The 24,417-nt window shown below is 65.0% G+C and carries 23 protein-coding genes; 13 read left to right on the top strand and 10 right to left on the bottom strand.

What is annotated here, in order from left to right; translation table 11 throughout:
* Positions 1 to 90 precede the first annotated feature (90 nt).
* The 6 genes from CDN36_RS11185 to mtgA all read left to right on the top strand — a co-directional run bounded on the left by CDN36_RS11185 (position 91) and on the right by mtgA (position 6,726).
* Positions 91 to 702: a YqiA/YcfP family alpha/beta fold hydrolase gene (locus CDN36_RS11185; RefSeq protein ID WP_287496749.1), complete on the top strand. Its 612-nt coding sequence runs from the start codon at positions 91 to 93 to the stop codon at positions 700 to 702.
* 77 nt (positions 703 to 779) lie between these two features.
* On the top strand, positions 780 to 2,969 hold the full coding sequence (locus CDN36_RS11180) for a ribonuclease catalytic domain-containing protein (RefSeq protein ID WP_287496748.1): 2,190 nt from the start codon (positions 780 to 782) through the stop codon (positions 2,967 to 2,969).
* 8 nt (positions 2,970 to 2,977) lie between these two features.
* Positions 2,978 to 3,937, top strand: a complete 960-nt coding sequence (locus tag CDN36_RS11175; RefSeq protein WP_287496747.1) for an energy transducer TonB family protein — start codon at positions 2,978 to 2,980, stop codon at positions 3,935 to 3,937.
* Positions 3,938 to 4,062: 125 nt separating this feature from the next.
* Positions 4,063 to 4,959: a lipid A hydroxylase LpxO gene (lpxO, locus tag CDN36_RS11170; protein ID WP_150554814.1), complete on the top strand. Its 897-nt coding sequence runs from the start codon at positions 4,063 to 4,065 to the stop codon at positions 4,957 to 4,959.
* Between the two features lie 126 nt (positions 4,960 to 5,085).
* Positions 5,086 to 5,958 carry a shikimate dehydrogenase gene (gene aroE / locus CDN36_RS11165; RefSeq protein ID WP_287496746.1) on the top strand — a complete coding sequence of 291 codons (873 nt, stop codon included), beginning with the start codon at positions 5,086 to 5,088 and terminating at the stop codon, positions 5,956 to 5,958.
* A gap of 9 nt (positions 5,959 to 5,967) precedes the next feature.
* Complete coding sequence (gene mtgA, locus CDN36_RS11160) at positions 5,968 to 6,726, top strand: monofunctional biosynthetic peptidoglycan transglycosylase (RefSeq protein ID WP_287496745.1); 759 nt, start codon at positions 5,968 to 5,970, stop codon at positions 6,724 to 6,726.
* A 49-nt stretch (positions 6,727 to 6,775) separates the two neighbouring features.
* On the opposite strand, the gene CDN36_RS11155 is transcribed toward mtgA, so the two are convergent.
* A complete protein-coding gene (locus CDN36_RS11155; RefSeq protein ID WP_150554811.1) occupies positions 6,776 to 7,648 on the bottom strand; it encodes a mechanosensitive ion channel family protein in 873 nt (290 codons plus the stop codon).
* Positions 7,649 to 7,994: 346 nt separating this feature from the next.
* On the opposite strand from CDN36_RS11155, the gene corA reads away from it, so the two are divergent.
* Positions 7,995 to 8,957 (top strand): magnesium/cobalt transporter CorA, encoded by a 963-nt coding sequence (gene corA, locus CDN36_RS11150; RefSeq protein ID WP_150554810.1) that lies wholly within the window; start codon positions 7,995 to 7,997, stop codon positions 8,955 to 8,957.
* A gap of 193 nt (positions 8,958 to 9,150) precedes the next feature.
* The gene (gene pyrF / locus CDN36_RS11145) at positions 9,151 to 9,963 is read left to right on the top strand and encodes an orotidine-5'-phosphate decarboxylase (RefSeq protein WP_150554809.1); all 813 of its coding nucleotides are present in this window, start codon (positions 9,151 to 9,153) and stop codon (positions 9,961 to 9,963) included.
* Between the two features lie 91 nt (positions 9,964 to 10,054).
* Here pyrF and CDN36_RS11140 read toward each other — a convergent pair whose 3' ends face one another.
* The 3 genes from CDN36_RS11140 to thiL are packed head-to-tail and all read right to left on the bottom strand — an operon-like array spanning position 10,055 to position 12,129.
* A complete protein-coding gene (locus CDN36_RS11140; RefSeq protein ID WP_150554808.1) occupies positions 10,055 to 10,558 on the bottom strand; it encodes a CinA family protein in 504 nt (167 codons plus the stop codon).
* A gap of 21 nt (positions 10,559 to 10,579) precedes the next feature.
* Positions 10,580 to 11,101, bottom strand: a complete 522-nt coding sequence (locus tag CDN36_RS11135; RefSeq protein ID WP_150554807.1) for a phosphatidylglycerophosphatase A family protein — start codon at positions 11,099 to 11,101, stop codon at positions 10,580 to 10,582.
* Positions 11,098 to 12,129, bottom strand: coding sequence for a thiamine-phosphate kinase (gene thiL / locus CDN36_RS11130; RefSeq protein ID WP_287496772.1), 1,032 nt, complete (start codon positions 12,127 to 12,129; stop codon positions 11,098 to 11,100). Before thiL ends, CDN36_RS11135 begins: the two co-directional genes overlap by 4 nt.
* 403 nt (positions 12,130 to 12,532) lie before the next feature.
* Between thiL and CDN36_RS11125 the strand changes: the two genes are divergently transcribed.
* The 3 genes from CDN36_RS11125 (at position 12,533) to CDN36_RS11115 (ending at position 16,120) form a co-directional block, all read left to right on the top strand.
* Positions 12,533 to 14,836 (top strand): NADP-dependent malic enzyme, encoded by a 2,304-nt coding sequence (locus CDN36_RS11125; protein ID WP_150554806.1) that lies wholly within the window; start codon positions 12,533 to 12,535, stop codon positions 14,834 to 14,836.
* 326 nt (positions 14,837 to 15,162) lie between these two features.
* Entirely contained in the window at positions 15,163 to 15,564 is a 402-nt protein-coding gene (locus CDN36_RS11120) for a guanyl-specific ribonuclease (protein WP_370749883.1), read from the top strand.
* Positions 15,565 to 15,613: 49 nt separating this feature from the next.
* Positions 15,614 to 16,120 (top strand): barstar family protein, encoded by a 507-nt coding sequence (locus CDN36_RS11115; protein WP_370749881.1) that lies wholly within the window; start codon positions 15,614 to 15,616, stop codon positions 16,118 to 16,120.
* 274 nt (positions 16,121 to 16,394) lie between these two features.
* Here the strand turns inward: CDN36_RS11115 and CDN36_RS11110 are convergent, their stop codons facing one another.
* From CDN36_RS11110 to CDN36_RS11095, 4 genes are all read right to left on the bottom strand, one after another.
* Positions 16,395 to 17,033 (bottom strand): YidB family protein, encoded by a 639-nt coding sequence (locus CDN36_RS11110; RefSeq protein ID WP_150554804.1) that lies wholly within the window; start codon positions 17,031 to 17,033, stop codon positions 16,395 to 16,397.
* 50 nt (positions 17,034 to 17,083) lie between these two features.
* Positions 17,084 to 17,881 (bottom strand): 16S rRNA (uracil(1498)-N(3))-methyltransferase, encoded by a 798-nt coding sequence (locus CDN36_RS11105; RefSeq protein WP_287496744.1) that lies wholly within the window; start codon positions 17,879 to 17,881, stop codon positions 17,084 to 17,086.
* Positions 17,882 to 17,953: 72 nt separating this feature from the next.
* Positions 17,954 to 18,373 carry a VOC family protein gene (locus CDN36_RS11100; RefSeq protein WP_150554803.1) on the bottom strand — a complete coding sequence of 140 codons (420 nt, stop codon included), beginning with the start codon at positions 18,371 to 18,373 and terminating at the stop codon, positions 17,954 to 17,956.
* A 152-nt stretch (positions 18,374 to 18,525) separates the two neighbouring features.
* Positions 18,526 to 19,503 carry a spermine/spermidine synthase domain-containing protein gene (locus CDN36_RS11095; RefSeq protein WP_287496743.1) on the bottom strand — a complete coding sequence of 326 codons (978 nt, stop codon included), beginning with the start codon at positions 19,501 to 19,503 and terminating at the stop codon, positions 18,526 to 18,528.
* Positions 19,504 to 19,700: 197 nt separating this feature from the next.
* On the opposite strand from CDN36_RS11095, the gene tkt reads away from it, so the two are divergent.
* Both tkt and gap read left to right on the top strand, forming a co-directional pair.
* Positions 19,701 to 21,713: a transketolase gene (gene tkt / locus CDN36_RS11090; protein WP_287496742.1), complete on the top strand. Its 2,013-nt coding sequence runs from the start codon at positions 19,701 to 19,703 to the stop codon at positions 21,711 to 21,713.
* Positions 21,714 to 21,741: 28 nt separating this feature from the next.
* Complete coding sequence (gene gap, locus CDN36_RS11085; protein ID WP_150554800.1) at positions 21,742 to 22,752, top strand: type I glyceraldehyde-3-phosphate dehydrogenase; 1,011 nt, start codon at positions 21,742 to 21,744, stop codon at positions 22,750 to 22,752.
* 97 nt (positions 22,753 to 22,849) lie between these two features.
* On the opposite strand, the gene CDN36_RS11080 is transcribed toward gap, so the two are convergent.
* Positions 22,850 to 23,683, bottom strand: a complete 834-nt coding sequence (locus tag CDN36_RS11080) for a Wzz/FepE/Etk N-terminal domain-containing protein (protein ID WP_287496741.1) — start codon at positions 23,681 to 23,683, stop codon at positions 22,850 to 22,852.
* Positions 23,684 to 23,891: 208 nt separating this feature from the next.
* Positions 23,892 to 24,323, bottom strand: a complete 432-nt coding sequence (gene fur / locus CDN36_RS11075; RefSeq protein ID WP_150554798.1) for a ferric iron uptake transcriptional regulator — start codon at positions 24,321 to 24,323, stop codon at positions 23,892 to 23,894.
* Between the last annotated feature and the right edge of the window lie 94 nt (positions 24,324 to 24,417).

Genomic DNA, 24,417 nt, shown 5'->3' with positions numbered 1-24,417 from the left:
CGAACCCCTCGCACAACATCGGCGCGGCAATCGCGCGACCCCCCGTGGCCGGCGTATGCGCCGGTTGCCCCAGATTCTCCGGAGGCTCACATGATTCTCTATTTGCACGGCTTCCGTTCGTCGCCGCGTTCCTTCAAGGCCCAGTTGATGGCGGCCCGCATGCATCGATTGGGCCTTGGTCATCAGTGGGCCTGTCCGCAACTGCCGCCCTCGCCGCTGGCGGCGGTAGTCGACGCGCAACGTCTGCTCACGGGCGTGAGCGCCGACAAGCTCACCATCGTCGGCAGCTCGTTGGGCGGCTATTACGCAACGTATCTGGCCGAAAAGCTCGGCTGCCGCGCGGTGTTGCTCAATCCGGCCACGCGGCCTTACGACGATCTGGGCAAATGGCTTGGCGAGCAGCCCATGTGGCACGGTGGCGGCTCGATCGTGGTCGAGCCGAGGCATCTCGACGAGTTGCGCATGATCGACGTGGCCCAGATCTCGCGTCCCGAACGCTACTACCTTGTGGCGGCGACCGGCGACCAGACGCTCGACTACCGTGACATGGTGGCCAAGTTTGTCGGCGCCAAGCTCACGCTGATCGAGGGGAGCGACCACGGGATTTCCGATTTCGCGAACTACATGGACGACGTGTTGCGCTTCGCCGGCATCGACGTGCCGCCCGCGCCAGGCGCTGCCGCAGCGTTCGCCGGCGAATGAGGCGTTTGCCCGTTCTGCCTTAAACCGCCGCACATTGGCGGGCTACAATATCGCCTATTGCGATCGATGGCTGTTTCATGAACATTTTTTTTGAGGAATCCGGCGGCTTCAAGGCTGGCACGGTGTTGTCGCAGCAGGGTGAGTCGTATCAGGTGGAACTGCCTGGCGGGCGCCGCAGCAAGATCAAGGGACGCGACGTGCTGCTGCGCTTCGAGTCGCCCACGCCCGCCGAACTGATCGCGCAGGCACAGGCCGCAGCCCAGGAAATCGACATGAGTTTCCTGTGGGAATGCGCGCCCGCCGAAGAGTTTCCGTTTCCGGTGCTCGCTGCCGAATACTTCGGCGAGGGCGCGAGCGCGGCGCAACAGGCGGGCCTGGCGCTGGCCTTGCAGGCCTCCCCGATCTATTTCCGTCGCAAAGGCCGCGGCCAATATCAGCGTGCGCCGCAGGAGCAGTTACAGGCGGCGCTCGCCGGGCTGGCGCGCAAGCAGCAGCAGGCCGAACTCCAGGCGAGCTACGCCGACCAGCTGATCGCGGGCACGCTGCCGGAGGCCCTGCGCGGCAAGGAACTGGCGCTGCTGTTTCGCCCCGACAAGAACGCCATCGAGTGGAAGGCGCTCGACGCCGCCGCCATCGCGATGGGCAAGACGCACGCCGAGGTGATGCTCGCCTGCGGCGGCATCGCGTCGCCGCGCGCCTATCACGAGGCGGCGTTCCTCTACGAGCACTTCCCGCGCGGGACCGGTTTCCCGGACGTGGGGCCGCCGCCGCTGCCGGCCGACGAGCTGCCGCTGGCCGAAGTGCAGGCATTCTCGATCGACGATTCGACGACCACTGAAATCGACGACGCGCTGTCGGTACAACGGCTGCCCGACGGCCTCATGCGCGTGGGCATCCACATCGCGGCGCCGGGCCTCGGCATCACGCGCGGCGACCCCATCGACGAGATTGCGCGCGCGCGGTTGTCAACCGTCTACGCGCCGGGCGAGAAGATCACGATGCTGCCCGACGCGGTGGTCGAGGCGTACACCCTCGCCGAAGGCGGGGCGCGGCCCGCGCTGTCGCTCTATGTGGTCGTCAAGACGGACACCTACGAGATCGTCGCGACCGAAACGCGCGCCGAACGCGTGCCGATTTCCGCGAACCTGCGCCACAACGAACTCGATGCGGTCATCACGGCCGAGACGCTTGCCGACGGCAGCGGCGACTATCCGCGCAAGGAAGAACTGCGGCTGCTGTGGCCGTTCGCCCAGTCGCTGTACGACAAGCGCCAGGCGGCGCGCGTGGGCTACGGCCTGCGTCCGGAGGTCCAGAACAAGACGGACTTCAACTTCTACGTCGACGGGGAGCACGTCACGATCAAGCAGCGCATGCGCGGCGCGCCGCTCGATCTGATCGTGGCCGAAATGGCCATTCTCGCGAACAGTCGGTGGGGACGCCTGCTTGCCGAATGCGGCGTGCCGGGCATCTATCGCGCCCAGCGCGCTTACGGCGTCAATCGCACGCGCATGCAGACCTCGCCCGCGCCCCACGAAGGCCTGGGCGTGGAGCAGTACGCGTGGAGCACGTCACCGCTGCGCCGTTACGTGGACCTGGTGAACCAGTGGCAACTGCTCGCCTGTGTGCGGCATGGCGTGACGGCGAAGCTCGCCGCGCCATTCAAGCCCAAGGATGCCGACCTCTACGCCACGGTCTCGAGCTTCGAGGCGGCCTATGCCGCGTATGCGGAGCATCAGAGCCGCATGGAGCGTTACTGGTGTCTGCGCTGGCTGCTCCAGGAGAACCGTTCGCAGGTGCAGGCCAGCGTGCTAAAGGGCGACACCGTGCGTCTGAACGAGATTCCGCTCACGTTGATCGTGCCGGGCCTCGGCTTGCACGCGCGCGGCACGCAGATCATGCTCGATATCCTGTCGCTCGATGTCGTCACGTTGAGCATTTCCGTGCGCGTCGCGCAGGTGCTCGGCGCGGGCCAGAGCGCGCTCGCCGACGACGATGACGAAGGCGACGGCGGCGAGGGAGAAGGCGGCGAGGGCAGTGACGGCGCCGATGGGACGGATGGAGCCGAAGGTGCCGAGGGCGCCGACGGAGCGGGCCAGAGCGGCGAGGATGGCGGCGGCCATGCCGAGGGCCGCGGCGGGGCTGACGGTGGCCGCAATGCCGCCCCCGCATCTCATGCGTCCGACGCCGATGCTGCGAACGCATCCCCGCTGGCGGCCGCTCTGATGGCTGCGCAGGCGCGCGACGCCTCGGCCGGCGCGGCGTGCTGAAACCCGCATTGGCCTCCGGTACGACGGCCGCGGCGCGACGCCGCGGCTGGCAGTTCATGCGCGAGCATCCGCTCGGGACCGGGCTGCTACTTTCGGCCGTCGTTCATCTGCTCGCGCTGGCCGTGCATTTTGTCGCGCCCGACCGCTTCCGTCTGCACAGCGCGGACACGCCGCTCGAAGTCGTGCTCGTCAACGCCAAGTCCGCCCGGGCCCCCGACAAGCCCACGGCGCTCGCGCAGGCCAATCTCATCGGTGGCGGCGAGCACGATGGTGAACGCGCCACGTCGCCATTGCCGTCGCGCGAGGTGCAGCGAGACGGTGCGCCGATCGCGCAGATGCAGCGCAACGTCAGCGATCTCGAGGCGATGCAGGAGAAGCTGCTCGCGCAGTTGCGCAGCCAGTACGCAGCCGCGCCGCAAGCGCAGCGCAACCGTACCGATGTCGCGCAGCGGGGACACGGCGCGGATGACGAGAACGTCGATCAGCAAATCGCGCGATTGCAGGCCGAAATCGACAAGCAGTTGCGCGCCTATCAGACCCGTCCGAAACGCGGTCAGGTCACGGCCAACACCCGTGAAGTCGCGTATGCCCGGTACTTCGACACCCTGCGCCATCGCGTCGAGCGCTACGGCACCGAGCATTTCCCGCAGGTGGGCAACGAGCGCCTTTACGGCGAGCTCATCGTCACGCTCAACGTCAATCAGCGCGGCGGCCTCGGGTATCACAAGGACGGCTGGAACGTTGCCGGCGTGGAGGTGACGCGCAGCTCCGGCAACCGGGACCTCGATCGCCGCGCGGTGGCCATCGTGCAGGCGAGTGCGCCGTTCGGGGACTTCTCCCCCGAAATGAAGCAGCGCTACGACATCCTCGAAATCGTCACGCGCATGACTTTCACGCGGCAGGGCGTGCAGGCCGAGACGCTCGCTTCGCCGACGTCGGGCGCCGCGCTCACGACATCGCCGCGATAGCGCTCGATCCGGGGCGTTGACGCCCGTTGGCCAGCGATGCGCGGCGCCCGGGCAAGGGCTGGCCGGTAAGTCTTTCCAAAAATTTCTATAATTACGGGGTTTTCCCGAACTGGAAAGTCTTCGCCATGAAATGGATCGTCCTGGCGATCATTGCCGCGTGCGCGCTGTATGTCCATCTGCGCGGCAAGGTTCGTCACAAATTTTTCCGCCAGCTGTCCGACCACTCGACGTTTCTGTCGCCGCTGAACGTTTTCATGTATGCGTTCTCGCGTGTGCCGACGACGCCGTATCTGAAGACGGAAAATTTCCCCGAACTCGAGCCGTTGCGGCAGAACTGGGAGGCGATCCGCACCGAAGCCGTGGCGCTGCTCGAGGCGAGTCGCATCAAGGCGTCCGACAAATATAACGATGTCGGCTTCAACTCGTTCTTCAAGAGCGGCTGGAAGCGTTTCTACCTGAAGTGGTATGACGACGCGCATCCGTCCGCTTACGAGCTGTGCCCGGTGACGACCGAACTCGTGAGCAAGATCCCGACGATCAAGGCCGCAATGTTCGCCGAATTGCCGCACGGCAGCCGCCTCGTGCGCCACCGCGATCCGTTCGCCGGATCGCTTCGCTATCACCTCGGCCTGGTGACGCCGAACGACGATCGCTGCTACATCGACGTCGACGGTCAGCGATACAGTTGGCGCGACGGCGAAGGCGTGGTGTTCGACGAGACGTACATCCACTACGCGGAAAACCAGAGCGGCCAGAACCGCATCATTCTGTTCTGCGATGTCGAGCGGCCGATGAAGTATCGCTGGACGCAGGCGGTGAACCATTGGGTCGGCCGTCACCTCGTGGGAGCGGCCGCCTCGCCGAACGATGCCGGCGATCGCACCGGTGGACTGAACAAGGCGTTCAAGTATATTTATTCGATCCGCATCGTCGGCAAACGCCTCAAGGCGTGGAACCGCTACGTGTACTATGCGGTGAAGTGGGCGTTGTTCGGCGGCATTGCGCTGTGGATCTTCTGGTGATCGACGCCCGGGAAATACCGGCCCGGCGCGCGGGCGCCCCGAAGCGCTGTCGTCGACGCCGGACGATTTGAGACACATCCGAACGCGGCGCCTGAGCGAAAGCCAGGCGCCGCGTCTTTGACGACGATGACAAACCAAACGCCTGTCGGGAAATCGCCCGCCGATCGCTATGCCGTAATCGGCCATCCGGTCGAGCATAGCCAGTCGCCGTTCATCCATGCCGAGTTTGCGCGCGAGACGGGGCAGCATCTGACCTACGAACGACTGCTCGCACCGCTCGACGCGTTCGCCGCCACGGTGCGCGACTTCATCGCCCATGGCGCACGGGGCGCGAATGTCACCGTGCCGTTCAAGCTCGAGGCGCATGCGCTGGCCGATCGCCTGACCGAGCGTGCGCAGGCCGCCGGCGCCGTCAATACGCTGGTGTTCGACGCGCAGGGCGTGACCGGCGACAACACCGACGGTGTCGGTCTCGTGCGCGACATCGAGGGGCCGCTGGGCGTATCGCTGAGCGGTCGCCGCGTGCTGCTGCTGGGCGCGGGCGGCGCTTCACGCGGCGCGATGCTCCCCTTGATCGAGGCGCGCCCGGCGGCGCTCTTCGTCGCCAACCGCACGGGAGCGCGTGCCGACGAACTGGTCGCGCGCTTTCGCGATGCAGCGGCGCGCCAGGGTGTCTCGCTCGCGGGAGGGGGATGGGAGGCGGTGCCGGCGGGGTTCGACGTCGTCATCAACGCCACGGCGGGCAGTTTGCAGGGCGACGTGCCGCCGCTGCCGGCAGGCGTCTACGCCGCGGGGGCGCTCGCTTACGACATGATGTACGGCGCGCAGCCGACGGTCTTCATGACGCACGCCCTGTCGGCCGGCGCGGCGCGCACCGCGGACGGGCTCGGCATGCTGGTGGAGCAGGCCGCCGAAGCGTTTGCCCTGTGGCGCGGCGTGCGGCCGTCCACCGGCGCCGTGCGCGCAGCCCTGCGTGCGCGGCTTACCGGCAAAGGCTGACGCACGGCGATGGCTGCGACGCGCCGCGTTTCCCGTGCCGGCCGGACCTCCCGCACGTCTCGCAAACGCCGCTGGGGGCCGTGGCATTGGACCGCCTACGTGCTGACGCTGCTGGTCGTGGGCGTGCTCGCGACCCAGCTCTACTACTTCCTCCAGATCGGTTGGTGGGTGCGCTTCAATCCGGACTCCACGGCGTTCATGCGCGCCGCGCAAGCGCGCCTGCGCGAGTCGGACCCGGGGGCGGTGCTCAGGCACGAATGGGTGCCTTACGATCAGATTTCGCGCAACCTCAAACGCGCGATCATCGCCAGCGAGGACGCGAACTTCGTCAATCACGACGGCTACGAGATCGACGCGATGCTCGGCGCGTGGGAGAAGAATCAGAAGAGAGGGCGCATCGTCGCGGGCGGCTCGACCATCTCGCAACAACTCGCCAAGAACCTCTTTCTCTCCAGCGAGAAAAGCTATCTGCGCAAGGCCGAGGAGTTGAGCATTACCTGGATGCTCGAATTCTGGATGGACAAGCAGCGGATCTTCGAGATCTATCTGAACTCGGTCGAATGGGGCGAGGGGGTCTTTGGCGCGCAAGCCGCAGCGCGCTATTACTACGGCATTCCCGCCTCGAAGCTCTCGCCGTGGCAGGCGGCGCGTCTGGCGGTGATGCTGCCGCGTCCGCGCTACTTCGATACGCACCGCAATTCGCCCTATCTGTCGCAACGCGCGGGTGTCATCGCGCGGCGCATGGGTGCGGCCGAATTGCCGCAATAGCCGACGGGGCTGCGCATGGTGCGCGTGGCTCGCATGAGCGCGGGGACGTTCAGTGGCGCTGGGAAACGTCTGGCGCCGGCTGCGATGGCACGTGGACGACGGTGCGCGTGGGGTACGGCAACGAGCAGCCCACGCCTTCGACGGTTTCCTTCACGCTGCGCTGCAAGTCCCAGTACAGGCTCCAGTAGTTCTCCAGCAGCGACCACACGCGCACGTTCACGATCACGGCGCTGTCGCTCACCTGCTTGACCATGACTTCCGGCGCCGGCTTGTCGAGCACGCGCTTGTCGCCGCCGACGTGCGCGCGCAAGGCGTCCATGGCGGCGTCGAGATCGTCGTCGAGCGACACGCCCACGGTAATTTCCATGCGACGCGTGGCATTGCGGCTGAAGTTCGTGATCGGCTGGCCCCAGATCTGGTTGTTCGGCACGCAAACGTAGATGCCGTCGGCGTTGGTCAGCGTGGTCGTGAACAGGCCGATCTCTTCCACGGTGCCCGCCACCGACGAACCGGCCGTGATGTAGTCGCCGTTGCGAAAAGGACGCAGCACCAGCAGCATCGTGCCGGCCGCGATGTTCTGCAGCGTGCCCTGCAGCGCGAGGCCGATGGCCAGCCCGGCAGCACCCAATACGGCGATGATGCTGGCCGTTTGCACGCCGAACTGCGCGAGTACCGCAATGACCGTGATGCCGCGCACGGCCCACAGCACGACCGACTCGATCAGCGGCTTGAGCGTGGCGTCGAAGTGCGGCGAGCGGCCGAGCGCTCCGCGCACCATGCGCGCCAGACGCGACGCGATCCAGAAACCGATCAACAGAATCAGCACGGCTTGCACGAACGAGAGCCCGTAGTGCACGGCATTGGCGGCGAGGAATCCCATCGCGGCGTCGAAGGACGCGAGCGGGGTCGTCACTTCTGTCATTTGAATGTCTCCCAGGGGATGGATGCCTGACGGCGGCGATAACAGAGTTGACGCAAAGCGCGTAGATTGGTTCTGCGCAACTTGCCACCGCTCGCCATCGCCCGCCATCGCCCGCCACCGCTCGCCACCGCCCGCCACCGCTCGCCGTCGATGCGCCCGAATCCGTCGAAATTGGCCATGCTCCTGCGTGACGCCAGCGTCGGTCCCACGTGAATGTCGGGCTGCCGCCGACAAACGGCGAAATGCGGCGCGGCGCGTGCCCCGTGGCGATACGATATGCCGCCATTGGCGTCACTGTGGCGCGGCTGCTACACTTGGCGTCGCCGCGTAGCTGGGAGAACCTCGTTTGATCAATGCCTTCGTCATCCATCATGGCCGCCTGCAACAGGTGACTTGCGACCAACCCAGCGACCTGACCAGCGTGTCACCGGTCTGGGTCGATTTGCACAGCGAATCGGAGGAAGAGCGACGTTGGGTCGAGGAGGCCTACGGGGTCAAACTGCCGTCGCGCGACGAAGTGACCGACATCGAGGCCTCGGCGCGCTATTACGAAGACGATAGCGGCGTGTTGCACATCCGCACCGATTTTCTGCTCGACGACGAGGAACAATCGCGCAACGTGCCGGTTGCGTTCGTGGTGCTCAAGGATCTGCTGATCTCCATTCACGACGAAGACCTGCCGGTGTTCCGCCTGGTGCGCATGCGCGCGCGTATCCGTCCGGGCTCGGTGCGCGATGCGATGGACGTGCTGCTCGATCTTTACTCGACCGATGCCGAATACTCGGCCGACGCGCTCGAGGGCGTCTACGCGGCGCTGGAGGAAGTGAGCAAGCGCGTGCTCGGCAAGAACCTCACTGACGCGGACGCCGCCAAGGCGCTCGAGAGCATTGCGGCGGAGGAGGACCTGAACGGGCGCATCCGGCGCAACGTGATGGACACGCGTCGCGCCGTGTCGTTTCTCATGCGCGCGCGCATGCTCAAGGACGAGCAGTATCAGGAAGGCAAGCAGATCCTGCGCGACATCGAGTCGCTGGACAATCACACGGCGTACCTGTTCGACAAGATCAACTTCCTGATGGACGCGACCATCGGCTTCATCAACATCAACCAGAACAAGATCATCAAGATATTCTCGGTGGCAGCCGTGGCGTTTCTGCCGCCGACGCTCATCGCGAGCATTTACGGCATGAACTTCCAGATGATGCCGGAGTTGCGCTGGGAGGCGGGCTATCCGTTCGCGATCGGGCTGATGATTCTCTCGGCCATCGCGCCGTTCCTGTATTTCCGGCATCGCGGCTGGCTCGACTGAGCGCGACGCGGCGGCTTGTTCCCGGCAGGTGTTGTCGGCGGCTGTCGGAGGGCCGCGGGGACATCGGCGCGGCATGCGCGCCGCGCCGGCGGGGCGGGCCCGCCGAGCAGGTAAAATGGCGGCCTTGCGGGATTGCGCCCGCCCGAATCACGCCGCGTCGGACCACCGCCGCGCAACCCGCTGGAACACCGCCATGACATTCATCGAAGCTCTCAACGCCGCCTGGGCACACAACAACTCGCTGCTCTGCGTGGGTCTCGATCCCGAGCCGTCGCGCATTCCCGCCCATCTGCAAGGCCAGCCGGATGCGATCTTCGAGTTCTGCCGCCAGATCGTCGACGCGACCGCGCCGTATGCATGCGCGTTCAAGCCGCAGATCGCGTACTTCGCGGCACATCGCGCCGAAGCGCAGCTCGAGCGCCTGATTGCGCATATCCACGCCGACCACCCGGGGCTGCCGGTGATTCTGGACGCCAAGCGCGGCGACATCGGCAGCACGGCCGAACAATATGCGAGGGAGGCGTTCGAGCGCTATCGCGCCGACGCCGTAACGGTGAACCCGTACATGGGCTTCGATTCGCTGGAGCCGTATCTGGCCTATCCCGACAAGGGCGTGATCGTGCTGTGCCGCACGTCGAATCCCGGCGGCAGCGATCTGCAGTTCCTCGATGTCGACGGCAAGCCGCTGTACCAGACGGTCGCGCGTCTCGCCTCCGGGCCTTGGAACACCAACGGCCAGATCGGTCTCGTGGTCGGTGCGACGTTCCCCGCGGAAATTGCTGCGGTGCGCGGCATCGTCGGCGACATGCCGCTGCTGATTCCGGGCGTGGGCGCCCAGGGCGGCGACGTCGAAGCGACGGTGAAGGCCGGGCGCACCGGCAACGGCACGGGCATGATGATCAACTCGTCGCGCGCCATCATTTATGCCGGCCGCGACGAGCGGTTTGCCGCGGCCGCCGCCGCGGCGGCGCAGAACACGCGGGATAGCATTAACGCTTATCGTTGAGGCTCGGTCCCGAGACGCCGCCGCCCGTTTCGCTGGGCCGGCGCCTTGCCGACCGCTTGCACCGACTCGCGGCGCAGCGCTTCGTCGCCTCTCAGCTTTCCGCTTTGTCCAGCAGCTCGAGAATGCCCCGCAGCGCGTGCTGCGCGGCCTGGCTGCGCACCTGTGTGCGATCGCCCTTGAAGTGCTTCGTCTCGACGATCGTGCTCAGGCGATTGCTCCATGCGAAGCACACCATTCCCACCGGCTTGTCGGCAGTCCCGCCGCCCGGCCCGGCCACGCCCGTGATCGACACCGAAATCTGCGCACGGCTGTTGAGCAGCGCCCCCTCGGCCATGGCGCGCGCGACAGGCTCGCTTACCGCGCCATGCCTGTCGATCAGCTCCGGCGGCACGCCGATCATTTCCGTCTTGGCTTGATTCGAGTACGTCACGAAGCCGCGCTCGAACCAGTTGCTGCTGCCCGAAATATCCGTGATCGCGGCGGCGACCAGGCCGCCGGTGCACGACTCGGCGCTTGCAAGCATTAACCGCTCGTCGCGCAGACGATTGCCGACCTTCACCGCGAGTTGGGCAAGGAGATTTTGTTCGGAGACCACGGGACGACGCCTTGAAAAAGATCAGATGGAGCGCCACAGCGCGATCACGAGCAACGTGCAGAACGCCGCGACGAGATCATCGAGCATGATGCCCAGCCCGCCCTTGACGGTACGGTCAAAGTAGCGGACCGGCGGCGGCTTTACGGCGTCGAAGAAGCGGAACAGCACGAACGCCACCAATTGACCGACGAAGCTCGCTGGCGTAATCAACAGCAGCACGATCCAGAAGGCGACGATCTCGTCCCAGACCACCGCACTGGGGTCTTGCGTACCGAGCTTGCGCGCGGTGTAGCCGCACATCCAGATGCCGCCGACGATGGATGCCGCGATCAGCACACCCCAGCCGGTGACGGTCAGATACAGGTTGAGCACCAGATAGGACGCCCAGCCGAAAAACGTGCCCACGGTGCCCGGGGCGAATGACGACAGACCCGTGCCGAAGCCGAGGGAAAACAGATGTGCGGGGTGCGACAGCAGGAATCGCGAGGTCGGCCGGCGCGGGCCGCTGCCTGGATTGACGGCGGCCGGTTGATCAGTGCTCATTGGAAATGGTCGAAACTTTTGAAGTCGGCAGCGACGCTCGCGCCGGTATTGTCATGAAGTTGCAGTCTCTGCTGGCGGGCGTCGGGAACCGATATTGTACCGATACGCGTGATGCGCAGGCCGAGTTCATCGCCGATCGCCTCGATACGGGCGCGTTGCCCGCTGTCCGCGCAGAAGCACAGTTGGTAGTCGTCGCCTCCCGCCAGCGTGCAAAGTCGCTGGATCGCCGGCGCTTGCTTCGCGAGCAACGCCGAGCGCGGCAGGGCGTCGACATTCACTCGCGCGCTCACGTCGGAGCGCGCCAGGATGTGTCCGAGATCGCCCAGCAATCCATCCGAGATGTCGAGCGCGGCGCGCGCTACGCCGCGCAGCGCAAGGCCCAGCGTGACTTGCGGCTCCGGAAGGTCCATCGCGCGTCGCGCCCGTGCAAGATCGTCGTGCGCGAGTGACCATTCGCCTCGCATCGCGCCGAGTGCGAGCCGCGCATCGCCGAGATCGCCGGAAACCCAGATGTCGTCGCCGGGCCGCGCCGCGTCGCGCCGCAGCGCATGCTCGGCGGGCACGCTGCCGAAGACCGTCACGCAAAGGTTGCGCGGGCCGCGCGTGGTGTCGCCGCCAACGAGCGGGCACGCGTGGCGATCGGCCAACGCTGCCAGTCCTTCGGCGAATGGAGCGAGCCACGCCGGATCACTCTCGGGCAGCGCCAGCGCCAGCGTGAACCCGATCGGCTTTGCGCCCATTGCCGCCAGATCCGACAGATTGACGGCAAGCGTCTTGTGGCCCAGCGCACGCGGGTCGGCATCGGGAAAGAAATGCCGTCCTTCCACGAGCATGTCGGTGGAAATTGCGAGCTGCTCGCCGGCGCTCGGCCGCAACAGCGCACAGTCGTCGCCGATGCCGAGCGCCACGTGCTCGCCCGGCTGCGTGGCATGGGCGAAGAAGCGATCGATCAACGAGAACTCGGAGAGCGGCGAAGACGACGCGGAAGGAGACGCGGAAGGAGACGCAGAAGGCGGCACGCAAGACATGATCATGAGCGACGGCTCGGTCGCCGGCCCGGGCGCATCGATGCACGAAACTGGTGCAACGTTGGGGCCGCCGCCGGCATGGGATGAAAGGGCTGCAGTGTCGTGCAGCGTGAAGCCCTATTCTAAGAGCCGGCAGCGCTTTGCCCAAGCGAGACGCCGCGGCGCACGGCGAAATCGGACGACGGATTAGCGGGCGCTCGGACAACACCTGAGTCGTGGACGGCCACCCGTCCGAAAAATGGCTCGATGGTGCGTTGCAGCGTTGAATTTGCGAGGCTTTTTGGCGACTATCGGCACGCAGCGGGTGCAGCCCTTATCCGTTTTTTGCATAAATGGCGTGAATAAATGGGGCTACAATTCGCACTGAAATTTTGACAATTCTGTTCGCCAAGAGCTTTCCTACATGCCCACGCCGATCGATCCGAAACTGCGCGAAGCTGCGCTCGAATATCACGAATTCCCCACGCCAGGCAAAATCGCCATCGCGCCGACGAAGCAGTTGCTCAACCAGCGCGATCTGGCGTTGGCGTATTCGCCGGGCGTCGCGGCCGCATGCGAGGAGATCGTCGTCGATCCGCTCAACGCGTCGCGCTACACGGCGCGCGGCAATCTGGTGGGCGTGATTTCGAACGGCACGGCGGTGCTGGGCCTCGGCGACATCGGTCCGCTCGCCTCGAAGCCGGTGATGGAAGGCAAGGGCGTGCTCTTCAAGAAATTCGCCAATATCGACGTGTTCGATATCGAGATCGACGAGAAAGACCCGGAGAAACTGGTCGACATCATCGCGGCGCTCGAGCCGACCTTCGGCGCGATCAACCTTGAAGACATCAAGGCGCCCGAGTGCTTCATCGTCGAGCGCAAGCTGCGCGAGCGCATGAAGATTCCGGTCTTCCATGACGATCAGCACGGCACGGCCATCGTGGTCGCCGCAGCGCTCATCAACGGTCTGAAGGTCGTGGGCAAGGATCTGCGCTCGGTGAAGCTGGTGGCGTCCGGCGCCGGCGCGGCAGCGCTCGCCTGTCTGGACCTGCTGGTGGACATGGGGCTGCCCATCGAGAACATCTGGGTGACGGACCTCGCCGGCGTAGTGTACGAAGGCCGCACCGAATTGATGGACCCGGAGAAAATCCGCTTCGCGCAAAAGACTGAAGCACGCGGCCTGGCCGAAGTGATCGGCGGCGCCGACATCTTCCTTGGTCTGTCGGCGGCCGGCGTGCTCAAGCCCGAAATGGTCAAGGCCATGGCCGACAAGCCGCTGATTTTCGCGCTGGCCAATCCGAATCCGGAAATCACGCCGGAACTGGCGAAGGAAGTCCGTCCCGATTGCGTGATGGCGACCGGCCGCACCGACTATCCGAATCAGGTCAACAACGTCCTGTGCTTTCCGTTCATTTTCCGTGGCGCGATTGACGTCGGCGCCACGACCATCACGCGCTCGATGGAAATCGCCGCCGTCAATGCACTGGCGGAGTTGGCGCGTCAGGAACAGAGCGACATCGTTGCATCGGCGTATGGCATCAAGAATCTGTCGTTCGGCCCGGAATACCTGATTCCCAAGCCGTTCGATCCGCGTCTGCTGGTCAAGGTCGCGACGGCGGTGGCCGAAGCCGCGATGGCCGCCGGCGTGGCCACGCGTCCACTTGCGGACGTCGACGCCTACTCGCAGTCGCTGCAGCAGTTCGTGTATCACAGTGGCAGCCTGATGAAGCCGCTGTTCTCGGTCGCACGCAGCGTGCCCGCCGACAAGAAACGCATTGCGTTTGCCGAGGGTGAGGAGGAGCGCGTGCTGCGCGCGGTGCAAGTGCTGGTGGACGAGCGCGTTGCCACGCCGATTCTGGTCGGCCGCCCCGCCGTCATCGAACACCGCATTCAGCAGTACGGCCTGCGCCTCACGCCGGGCGTCGACTTCACCATCGTCAACCCCGAACACGACGAGCGCTACCGTGATTACTGGGAGACGTATCACCAATTGACCAATCGCAAGGGCGTGACGGCGTCGTATGCGCGCGTGGAAATGCGCCGCCGCACGACGCTGATCGCCGCGATGCTGGTGCGCAAGGGCGAGGCGGACGGCCTGATATGCGGCACGGTCTCCACGCCGGGGCGCCACCTGCACTTCATCGATCGCGTGATCGGCAAGCGCCCGGGCGGCCACGTCTATGGTGCGATGAACGCACTGATCCTGCCGAACCGCCAGATATTCCTCGTCGATACGCACATCAACCAGGATCCCAGCGCGGAAGATCTGGCCGAGATCACCTTGATGGCAGCCGAGGAAATTCGCCGTTTCGGCATTCAGCCGAAGGTGGCGCTGCTCTCGCACTCGAATTTCGGCACGAGCGATGCGAATTGCGCACGCAAGATGCGTGAAACGCTGGCGATTCTGCAGGAGCGTGCGCCCGAACTGGAGGTCGACGGTGAAATGCACGGCGACTGCGCGCTCGATCCGGAACTGCGCGCGCGCATCATGCCGGATTCGACGCTCACTGGTGCGGCCAACCTGCTGGTAATGCCGAACATCGATGCCGCGAATATCGCCTACAACCTGCTCAAGACGGCGGCAGGCAACAACGTTGCGATTGGCCCCATCCTGCTCGGCGCGGCCAAGCCCGTGCATATCCTGACCGAGTCGGCCACGGTGCGCCGGATCATCAACATGGCGGCGCTCGTGGTGGCCGATGCGGCAGCGCAACAAGGGCTCGTCTGAGCGGGTAGCCTCCAGCGGCGGTTCGCCGCCATTCTGTGCCCGTTCATGGCATGACACCGCGGCAAAACATTGCGGCCGCGCGTTACGACAAAACGCCGCCTGGCATGGGCGGCGTTTTGTCGTTCCGGCCACGCGCATTTTGGCGTCGTATATGCCAATGTGGGTGCTTACTTTTGATAAAAACCTTGTGTTTCTTGGGATTTGCCGAGTGGTTTGGTTGCAAAATGTAAGCCGACATTGATTCTCTCGAGCAATAGCGATAACCTTACGGCTTCACCCACCAGAACGGGCCCGCAGCGCAAGATCGCCGGGCAGGCAGGCTAGCTATGACCATGGCACGTTGGCTTCACCGGGGCATCGTGGCACTGACGGCGGCGAGCGGTGTCATTCTGGCGGGCAATGTCATGGCGCGCGAAACCGCGCCGTTCGTCGCAGATTCAACGGCAACGGTTGCCGTTGCCGAATTGCCCCGCGAAGCGCAGCGGACGCTGACGCTGATTGCCCAGGGCGGGCCGTTCCCGTATGCCAAGGATGGCATCGTGTTCGGGAACTACGAAAAGCGCCTGCCCAAAATGCCGCGCGGCTATTACCATGAATACACGGTGCCGACTCCCGGTGCCCGCAACAGGGGCGCCAGGCGCATCGTCTGTGGCGGCGATCAACGCGTGGTCGATCCGTGTTACTACACCCAAGATCACTACAACAGCTTTAGACGCATAAGGGAATGACAGCAGTATGAGTGAGCCGGTTTTCGCACAGGAACGCGGGAAAGATCTTATGGCAGATCCATTCGGTGCGGGCGAGGGCAACTTGTTCAAGCAGGTGCTGGGCCTGCATGCTGTAGCGCGGGCTGGCCGCCGCCATGCCCTATCGGAAGAGGGAGATATGAGTCTTTTCAAGACCGTCAGGCCGAATATCGTGCAGTCGATCCGCGCATTCCGCGTGCCGGAGTTGGCCGCAGAGGCCGAGCGACTCGGGCAGCATTTCCTGTACGCCAATTGTTCGCAGGCGCAGAGCAAGGCCGAGGTGCTGGAGACGATCGCGACATCGTTCCTCTTCCCCAAGCATTTCGGGAAGAACTACGATGCATTGCACGACTGCCTGACCGATCTGGTCAGTCACTGCGGCCCTCAGCCGGGCTTCGTCGTGGTGCTCGAGGGATTGCCCGTGGTGACGAAGTTCGACAAGGATGGCCGCGAGACACTGTTGGATGTGTTTCGCGACGCTGCGGAATTCTGGGCTGAGCGCCGCGTCTCGTTCCGCGTCTTTTATTCATTCGCGTAAGGCGAGGTATGGGCGCGCGACACCCGGCGCCCTTTCGCCTTTGATCGACGTAGTTTGACAGTGTTTGGCGGGAGAAGGCGGCGGACGCCGCATTGGTCGCATTGGTGGCATTCGGCGCATTCGCCGCGCTCACTTGGGTGCGCGCCCCTTCAGTCGTCCACTTCAGTCCGTCCACTTCGACTTATCCGCTGCGGGGCTCGGCTCGGCATTCCGTTACCAAGAAAAAGGTCCGCCAAGCGGACCTTTTTCCGTTTCAGGGCCGGGGTGGACGGACTTATGCGCTGGGCCGTCCGCCGAGGAAGTGCTGAGCGAGGCTCGCGAGATCGAACTGTCCCTGCGGCATGTCACCATTCGGTGTGAGGTGGTTGACGACTTCCGGCAGGAGCGACGACAACTGCTGCGCAGCCTCTTCCTGACTGACGCCGGCCGTGTTCGCCAGTTGCTGCAATTGGCCGCCCGGGCCCAGCGCCTGCGCCACCTGATCGGCCGAGACCGCCTGATTCGCGCCCGTACCGACCCAGGAGCGGACCGCGTCTCCCAAGCCCCCGCTCTCCAGCACTTGCGTCAGGCCGCCAAGACCACCGAGGGCGCCGATCAAGTCGCCGGGCGAGGTCGCCGGCGCGCCCGCACCCGCCTGCGGGGTCTGCGCGCCGCCGAGCAAGCCGCCCAGAAGGCTGCCGAGGCCGCCGGCGCCACCGCCAGCCGCGCCGCCACCCAGCATTGCGCCGAGTGCGCCGCCCAACGAGCCGAGCAGTCCGCCACCTTCGCCGTCCTGCCCCTGAGGGCTGCCCGAACGGCTGGCGATCATCGCCAGCAAGCCCATCAGCAGCAACATTTTCGTATTGCCACCGCCGCTGTTCTCGCCTGCCGGGTTGCCGACGGCGCCGCCGAGAATGGAATCGAGGATACCCATGACGATTACTCCTTTAGGCTTGTGAAGCCGTTTTCTTGAATCATCCGTGCTTACCAACCACCCCAGCGCGCGGCCAATGCAGCGAGTACCGCCATGCCGGCCGTTTCCGTCCGCAAGATACGCTCGCCCAGACGGATGGCCGTAAACCCGGCCTCCCGAGCGAAGGCCTCTTCCTGAGGCGCCAGCCCGCCCTCCGGGCCGAAGAGCAGAACGCCCGGCTGCGACGGCGCTTGCGGCGGCAGCGTATCGAAGCCGCCGTCTGCTCTAGGTGACAATAGCACACGCCATGCGTAACTCGTAATCGCATCCTGGTCGCGCAACCAGGTGGCGATGGGGCGGATCGGCAGGATGCGCGGGACACGATTTCGGCCGCATTGTTCGCACGCGGCCTGTGCCAACGCCTGCCAATGGGCCACGCGTTTCGCCGCTCTCTCGCCTTCGAGCCGGATGACCGACCGCTCCGTGGCAAGCGGTTGAATGTCGGCGACACCCAGTTCGATCGCCTTCTCGATGAGCCAGTCCATCTTGTCGCCGCCTGCGATTGCCTGCGCCAGCGTGATCCGATAAGGCGTTTCCGCCTCGCGCGGATCATGCTCGCCAAGCTGCGCCGCGGCGTGGCGTTTGTCCAGGCTCACGAGCACGGCGGGAAATTCGCCGCCCGCGCCGTTGAAGAGCGTGAGCGTGTCGCCCGCTTTCAGGCGCAGGACCTGTATGTGCCGGACGACGGCTTCGGGAAGATCGAGCAGCGCGCCCGCGTGCAGCGGCGCGTCGATGAAAAAACGTGGCATGGAAGCTTGGGAACGCTGAGCGAAAACAGTAACCGGGGTCGGTGCCGGGAACAGAAGCATACCGCAGCGCGCCGCACGAGATGCGCCGCTCACGCGCTCGCGGGCGTTCGAAAGCGCGCGGGCGTCGGTCCGCTACCGCGAGGTCGTCGGGCGTGCAAAGCCCCAGCGATAGCCGTCAATGTCTTCCAACTGACAGAACCGGTCTCCCCAGAATTGATCGCTTGGCGGCATGACGCCTTTTGCACCGGCTGCCGTCGCGCGCGCGTAGAGCGCGTCGACATCCTCCGTGTAGACGTAAAAGCTCTGGGGGGCTTCCACGCCGGAGGAGCGCGGCGAGCGTGCCGTACTGCCGAACGCTCCCTCGGGAGCAAACATGAGGATCAACTGGCCTTGATAGTACATTTCGACGTGCATGACGGCACCGTCGTCGTCCACCATGTCGTGGACGGTGAAGCCGAAGGCCTGTTCGTAGAACGCTGCCGCCGCTTTGGCGTCGCGCACGGTCAGGTACGGTGTCAACCACGGCACATGGGAGGGGCGGGGATCGGACATGGCTCGGCTCCGGTGGGTCCGTCAGCCCGGCGAGCCGGTCGGGCGGCTCTCAACGTCCTGCGGCGGGCGGACGTTCGCAGGCCGACGGTCATGACTTGTCCTCAATATACAAGGAACGCGTGAACGCTTCATCCGCCACGTGTCATCGTGCCTCATCGTGTGGTCTCCGGCGCATTCCCCGTGCGCGCTTCGCCGAGAATGTTGGCCAGTTCGGGCGCGATGTCGAACAGCGCGGCATGCCGGTGAGGGGCGTAGTGGCGTAAGTAGCGTAGATGGTGTGACTCACGCGCGACCGGCCCGGGCGCGGACGGGGCGGTGTGGGGGGCGGCGTGGAGGGCAGTGCGCACGTCGAAGGCGTCGCTCGCGTATGCCAGCGCCCATTGCGTGCCGTAGAGCGGCACGTAGGCGGTGGCCGGGCGGACATGCCGAAACACGCCGCGAAGCGCGCCGAGTACGCGCCGCACCTGATCGCGCTGGAACCAAGGCGAGCCCAGTTGCAGCGCAACGCCACCACCCGGCCCGAGCAGTTGGCGAATCCTGGCGAAGAACGGCGCCTCGTGCAGCGCGGCGGCGTTGCCGTCGGCCTCCGTGAGGTCGAAGACGACGGCGTCGAAGCGCTCTTTGCGGCAAAGCGCTGCGTCGACCAGATCGCGCGCGTCGCCGATCACGAGCGTGGTGCGCGGATCGTCGAACGCCCCGTCGGCCATGGCCGGCAGGTATTGCAGGATCGTGGCGGGGACTTGCGCATCGAGCTCGGCGACCACGACTTCGCGCACGCCGGGGTGACGCAGCGCCTCGCGGGCCGAGCCGCCGTCGCCGCCGCCCAGGATCAGCACGCGTTGCACCGCGCCGTGTGCGAGCAGCAGCGGATGCACCATGAGTTCGTGGCAGATGTGGGCGTCGGCGAGCGACGCCATGAAGCGGCCGTCGAGCCGATAGGCGCGCCCGAGCGGGCCGAGCGCCGGGAGATCGACGACTTCGATGCGCTGATGAGGCGTCGTCGTGGCGAAGACCGTGCGTCCGGCGAACGCATAGCTGGCCCAAGGTCCGAGCGGGGCGCTCAAAGGCTGCACCCCGCCCGATGGGGAGGTGCCGCAATCTTCGGGAGTGACGTCGCGTTTGGTCGGCATCGGCAAGGCAACTTCCTCTAATTTGTGGCGAACGAGCCACTTCTTCGCATGATTCCACGTTCTCGCCGGTTGGGGAAGTTCGGCGCAATCGACACGGGCGAGTGCCGCATCTGGTAAAATCTTGGTCTTTTCCTGCATTTGAATTTCGCGCGGCAGCTCGCGGCAACGGGGCACGCCCGCTCTTCCGGCTGGTCACCATGACGAACTCCTCTCCTGCAACGGCTGCGCTGATGGCCTCCGCCATTCGCGTCCTCTCCATGGACGCGGTCCAACAGGCCAACTCCGGCCACCCTGGTGCGCCGATGGGCATGGCCGATATCGCGGTCGCGCTCTGGGGCCGTCACCTCAAGCACAACCCCGTCAATCCGCACTGGTACGATCGTGATCGCTTCGTGCTCTCGAACGGTCACGGCTCGATGCTCATCTACTCGCTGCTGCATCTGACGGGCTACGATCTGCCGATCGAAGAACTCAAGCACTTCCGCCAATTGCACAGCAAGACGCCGGGGCACCCCGAAGTGGGTATCACGCCGGGCGTCGAGACGACCACGGGCCCGTTGGGCCAGGGCATCACCAACGCCGTGGGCTTCGCGCTCGCCGAAGCATTGCTTGCCAAGGAATTCAACCGTCCCGGCAACGACATCGTCGATCACTACACGTATGTGTTTCTCGGCGATGGCTGCCTGATGGAAGGCATCTCGCACGAGGCCTGCTCGCTCGCGGGCACGCTGCGTCTGAACAAGCTCATCGCGCTGTACGACGACAACGGCATCTCGATCGACGGTGACGTGGAGCACTGGTTCGCCGACGACACGCCGAAGCGCTTCGAAGCCTACGGATGGAACGTGATCCGCGGCGTTGACGGCCATGACGTCGACGCCGTCGACGCGGCGATCGCGAAGGCCAAGACGTCCGACCGCCCGACGCTGATCTGCTGCAAGACGCTGATCGGCAAGGGGGCGCCGAACAAGCAGGGCGGCCACGACGTGCACGGCGCGCCGCTCGGCGCCGAGGAAATTGCCGCGACGCGCGCCGCGCTGGGCTGGAACCTGCCGCCGTTCGAGGTGCCGGCCGAGGCGTATGCCGCGTGGGATGCGAAGGCAGCGGGCCAGCAGGCTGAGGCCGCGTGGAACGAGCGTTTCGCCGCGTACCGCAGCCAGTTCCCGGCCGAAGCGGCCGAGTTCGAGCGCCGCATGAAGGGCGAGCTGCCCGGCAACTTCAAAACGGCGGCGGCGGCGCTGATTGCCAAGACCCACGAGAAGGCCGAGACGGTGGCCACGCGCAAGGCGTCGCAACTGGCCATCGAGGGTCTTGCTGCCGTGCTGCCCGAGTTCCTCGGCGGTTCGGCCGACCTGACCGGCTCGAACCTCACGAACTGGAAGGCCAGCAAGGCGGTGCGCGTGAACGCCGAGGGCGTGCAGTTCGGCAACCACATCAACTACGGCGTGCGCGAGTTCGGCATGAGCGCCGTCATGAACGGCATCGCGCTGCATGGCGGCTACATCCCGTTCGGCGGCACGTTCCTGACGTTCTCCGACTACAGCCGTAACGCACTGCGCATGGCGGCGCTGATGAAGCTGCGCTCCATCTTCGTATTCACGCACGACTCGATCGGCCTGGGCGAAGACGGTCCGACGCACCAGTCGATCGAGCATGTGTCGAGCCTGCGTCTGATCCCGCAGATGGATGTGTGGCGTCCGTGCGATACGACGGAGACGGCGGCGGCCTGGGTTGCGGCGCTCGAGCGTCACGACGGTCCGTCGAGCCTCGTGTTGAGCCGTCAGAACCTGCCGTTCGTCTCGCGCGACGAGGCGCAGATCGCCGACATTCGCCGCGGTGGTTACGTGCTGCGCGACGTTGCGAATCCGCAGATCGTGCTGATTGCGACCGGCTCCGAAATCGATCTGGCCCTCAAGGGCGCGCAGGCGCTCGCAGCCGAGGGCATTGCGGCGCGTGTCGTGTCCATGCCGTCGACCAACGTGTTCGATCGCCAGGACAAGGCCTATCGCGAGAGCGTGCTGCCGCGCGGCGTGCCGCGAGTTGCGATCGAGGCCGGTGTGACGGCATTCTGGCACAAGTACGTCGGCCTGGAGGGCGGCGTGGTCGGCATCGATACCTTCGGCGAGTCGGCTCCGGCCGGCGTGCTGTTCAAACACTTCGGCTTCACCGTCGACCACGTGGTCGCGACGGTCAAGTCCGTGCTTGGCTGATTTCGTTAGACCTTACGGAGAAACCCCCATGACCATTCGCGTCGCTATCAACGGCTATGGCCGTATCGGCCGCAACGTTCTGCGTGCCCACTACGAAGGTGGCAAGAAGCACGACATCGAAATCGTCGCCATCAACGACCTCGGCAATGCGCAGACGAACGCTCACCTGACGCAATACGACACGGCGCACGGCAAGTTCCCGGGCACGGTGTCGGTCGACGGCGATTACATGATCGTCAACGGCGACAAGATTCGCGTGCTGGCCAACCGCAACCCGGCTGAACTGCCGTGGGGCGAACTGGGCGTGGACGTCGTGCTCGAGTGCACGGGCTTCTTCACGTCGAAGGAAAAGGCCAGCGCTCACCTGAAGGGCGGCGCCAAGAAGGTGATCATCTCGGCGCCGGGCGGCAAGGACGTGGACGCCACGGTCGTGTTCGGCGTGAACGAAGGCGTGCTCAAGTCGACCGACACGGTCATCTCGAACGCCTCGTGCACCACGAACTGCCTGGCACCGCTGGTCAAGCCGCTGCACGAGAAGATCGGCCTGGAAACGGGTCTGATGACGACTGTTCACGCCTACACGAACGACCAGGTGCTGACGGACGTCTATCACGAAGATCTGCGTCGCGCCCGTTCGGCCACGATGAGCATGATTCCGACCAAGACGGGCGCGGCTTCGGCGGTCGGTCTGGTGCTGCCGGAACTGAACGGCAAGCTCGACGGCTACGCCATTCGCGTTCCGACGATCAACGTGTCGATCGTCGATCTGTCGTTCGTCGCCAAGCGCGACACGACGGTGGACGAAGTCAACGCGATCCTGAAGGAAGCTGCCGAGGGCCCGCTCAAGGCGATCGCGACGTACAACACGGCGCCGCTGGTGTCGGTCGACTTCAACCACAACCCGGCATCGTCGAATTTCGACGGCACGCTGACCAAGGTGTCGGGGCGTCTGGTGAAGGTGAGCTCGTGGTATGACAACGAGTGGGGCTTCTCGAACCGCATGCTCGACACGACCGTCGCGCTGATGTCGGCCAAGTAAGCACCACGGCGGACGCCAGGCCGCAGGAACGAAAAAGCCGCTGTCGTGAGACAGCGGCTTTTTGTTTGGTCTTCCGCGATGAACGTAGCGTTGCCGGTTAGCGTCGAGCGTTCGCCGAACGCGTGTGGCGAATAAACCCGATGAGAACACCCAGGAGGGCGCCGAGAATCAGCCCGCCGGCGCCAAAGAACGACTTGCGCGGGAAGGCCGGCCTCTGCTCGACCTGAACGTCGCTGATGATCCGCGTGTTGTATGACTGATCCGGTGCCAGCATCTGGGCTGCGCGGAAGCGGCTTTCGTTCAGGGAGGCGCGCTCCGTCCGGCTGCTTTGCAGTGCGCTCAACGCCATCACCGAGTCCGAGTTCTTGGAATTCGCCAATGCCTTGCTGAGCGCTTGCTGCGCCTGGGTATTGGCTTCGATGGCGGCGTCGATGACACTGAGTTGCTGCTTGGGGAGCGCGCGGGCGCGCTCGAGAATCGCGGCATGTTCGACCTGGATGAGATGCGATGCCGCGTTCAGTGCCTGTTCCGTCTGTTCCGGCGACGTTCCTCGCGCCGTGATTTCGAAGTAAGCCGTTCCCTGGACCGTGCGGGCCTTGAGCGCCTTCCACACAACGCTCTTGCGTAATTCATCCACATTGCCACGCAACGGGGGCAGCACCTCGGCCGCGACCTTATCCCGGAAAGCGTTCAACTGGATCCGGCCGACCGTCTGTTGCAGCGATTCGATTAGCGGCCCGTCAGGGCCCACAACCGGTGAACCCGCCGCGCGCCCGACCTGCAACGTTACTTTGCCTTCCCACTGTTTCTGCAGCGCGAAGGTGATGGCTACGCCAAGCACCGCGCCGAGCACGGCAAGCGAGATGATGATCTTCAGATTCCTTTGAAGAAACGCGAGGATATCGGCCAACGATACTTCGTCGGCATCCATCTGTACGGCGTCAGGCGATTTTTCGCTAGTCATAGGAGGGGTTGAACCTCAATACAATCGTGCCGAGGACGGCCGTCCCCCGCTAACATACCCGGTTTGCGGACAGCATTGTAGACGAGAGAGGGCGCTTCGAGTTCCGGAAGTTGTCAGCAGGGCGGGAATTGTCCGTAATGCCCCCCGAACAGGAGGCATTACGCAAAAACGTTTTTTAATTTTTCTGCCGATGCGGGCACGGATCCTTGGTGCAACTGCCGTACATCGCAAGCGAGTGTTCCTGGAGCGCGAAGCCGCGTTCCTTGGCGATCAGCTTCTGACGGCGCTCGATCTCGGCATCGAAGAACTCCTCGACGCGGCCGCAGTCCAGGCAGACCAGATGGTCGTGATGATGGCCTTCGTTCAGTTCGAAAACGGCCTTGCCGGATTCAAAGTTGCTGCGCGACAATAGCCCGGCCTGCTCGAACTGGGTCAACACACGGTAGACCGTGGCCAGACCGATATCGAGCTTTTCATCGAGCAGATGCCGGTAAACATCTTCAGCAGTCAGATGGCGCACCTCGCTGTTCTGGAAAATCTCCAGAATCTTGAGGCGCGGAAGCGTGGCTTTCAGTCCGATATTTTTCAAATCGGCGGGATTCGGCATCGCTCTACGTCCCTAGAGTACAATACAGCCCCAATAATAATGCCTTTTTGCCTTGCCCGGGCGCAAACCGGGGCAAACGGGACGGTTTCTGCCG

The sequence above is a fragment of the Pandoraea sp. CB10b_02 genome (assembly GCF_002216225.1).
GTDB lineage: Bacteria > Pseudomonadota > Gammaproteobacteria > Burkholderiales > Burkholderiaceae > Pandoraea > Pandoraea nosoerga.
The sequence above is the reverse complement of the archived record's forward strand: the minus strand, read 5'-3'. Positions and strand labels throughout refer to the sequence as shown.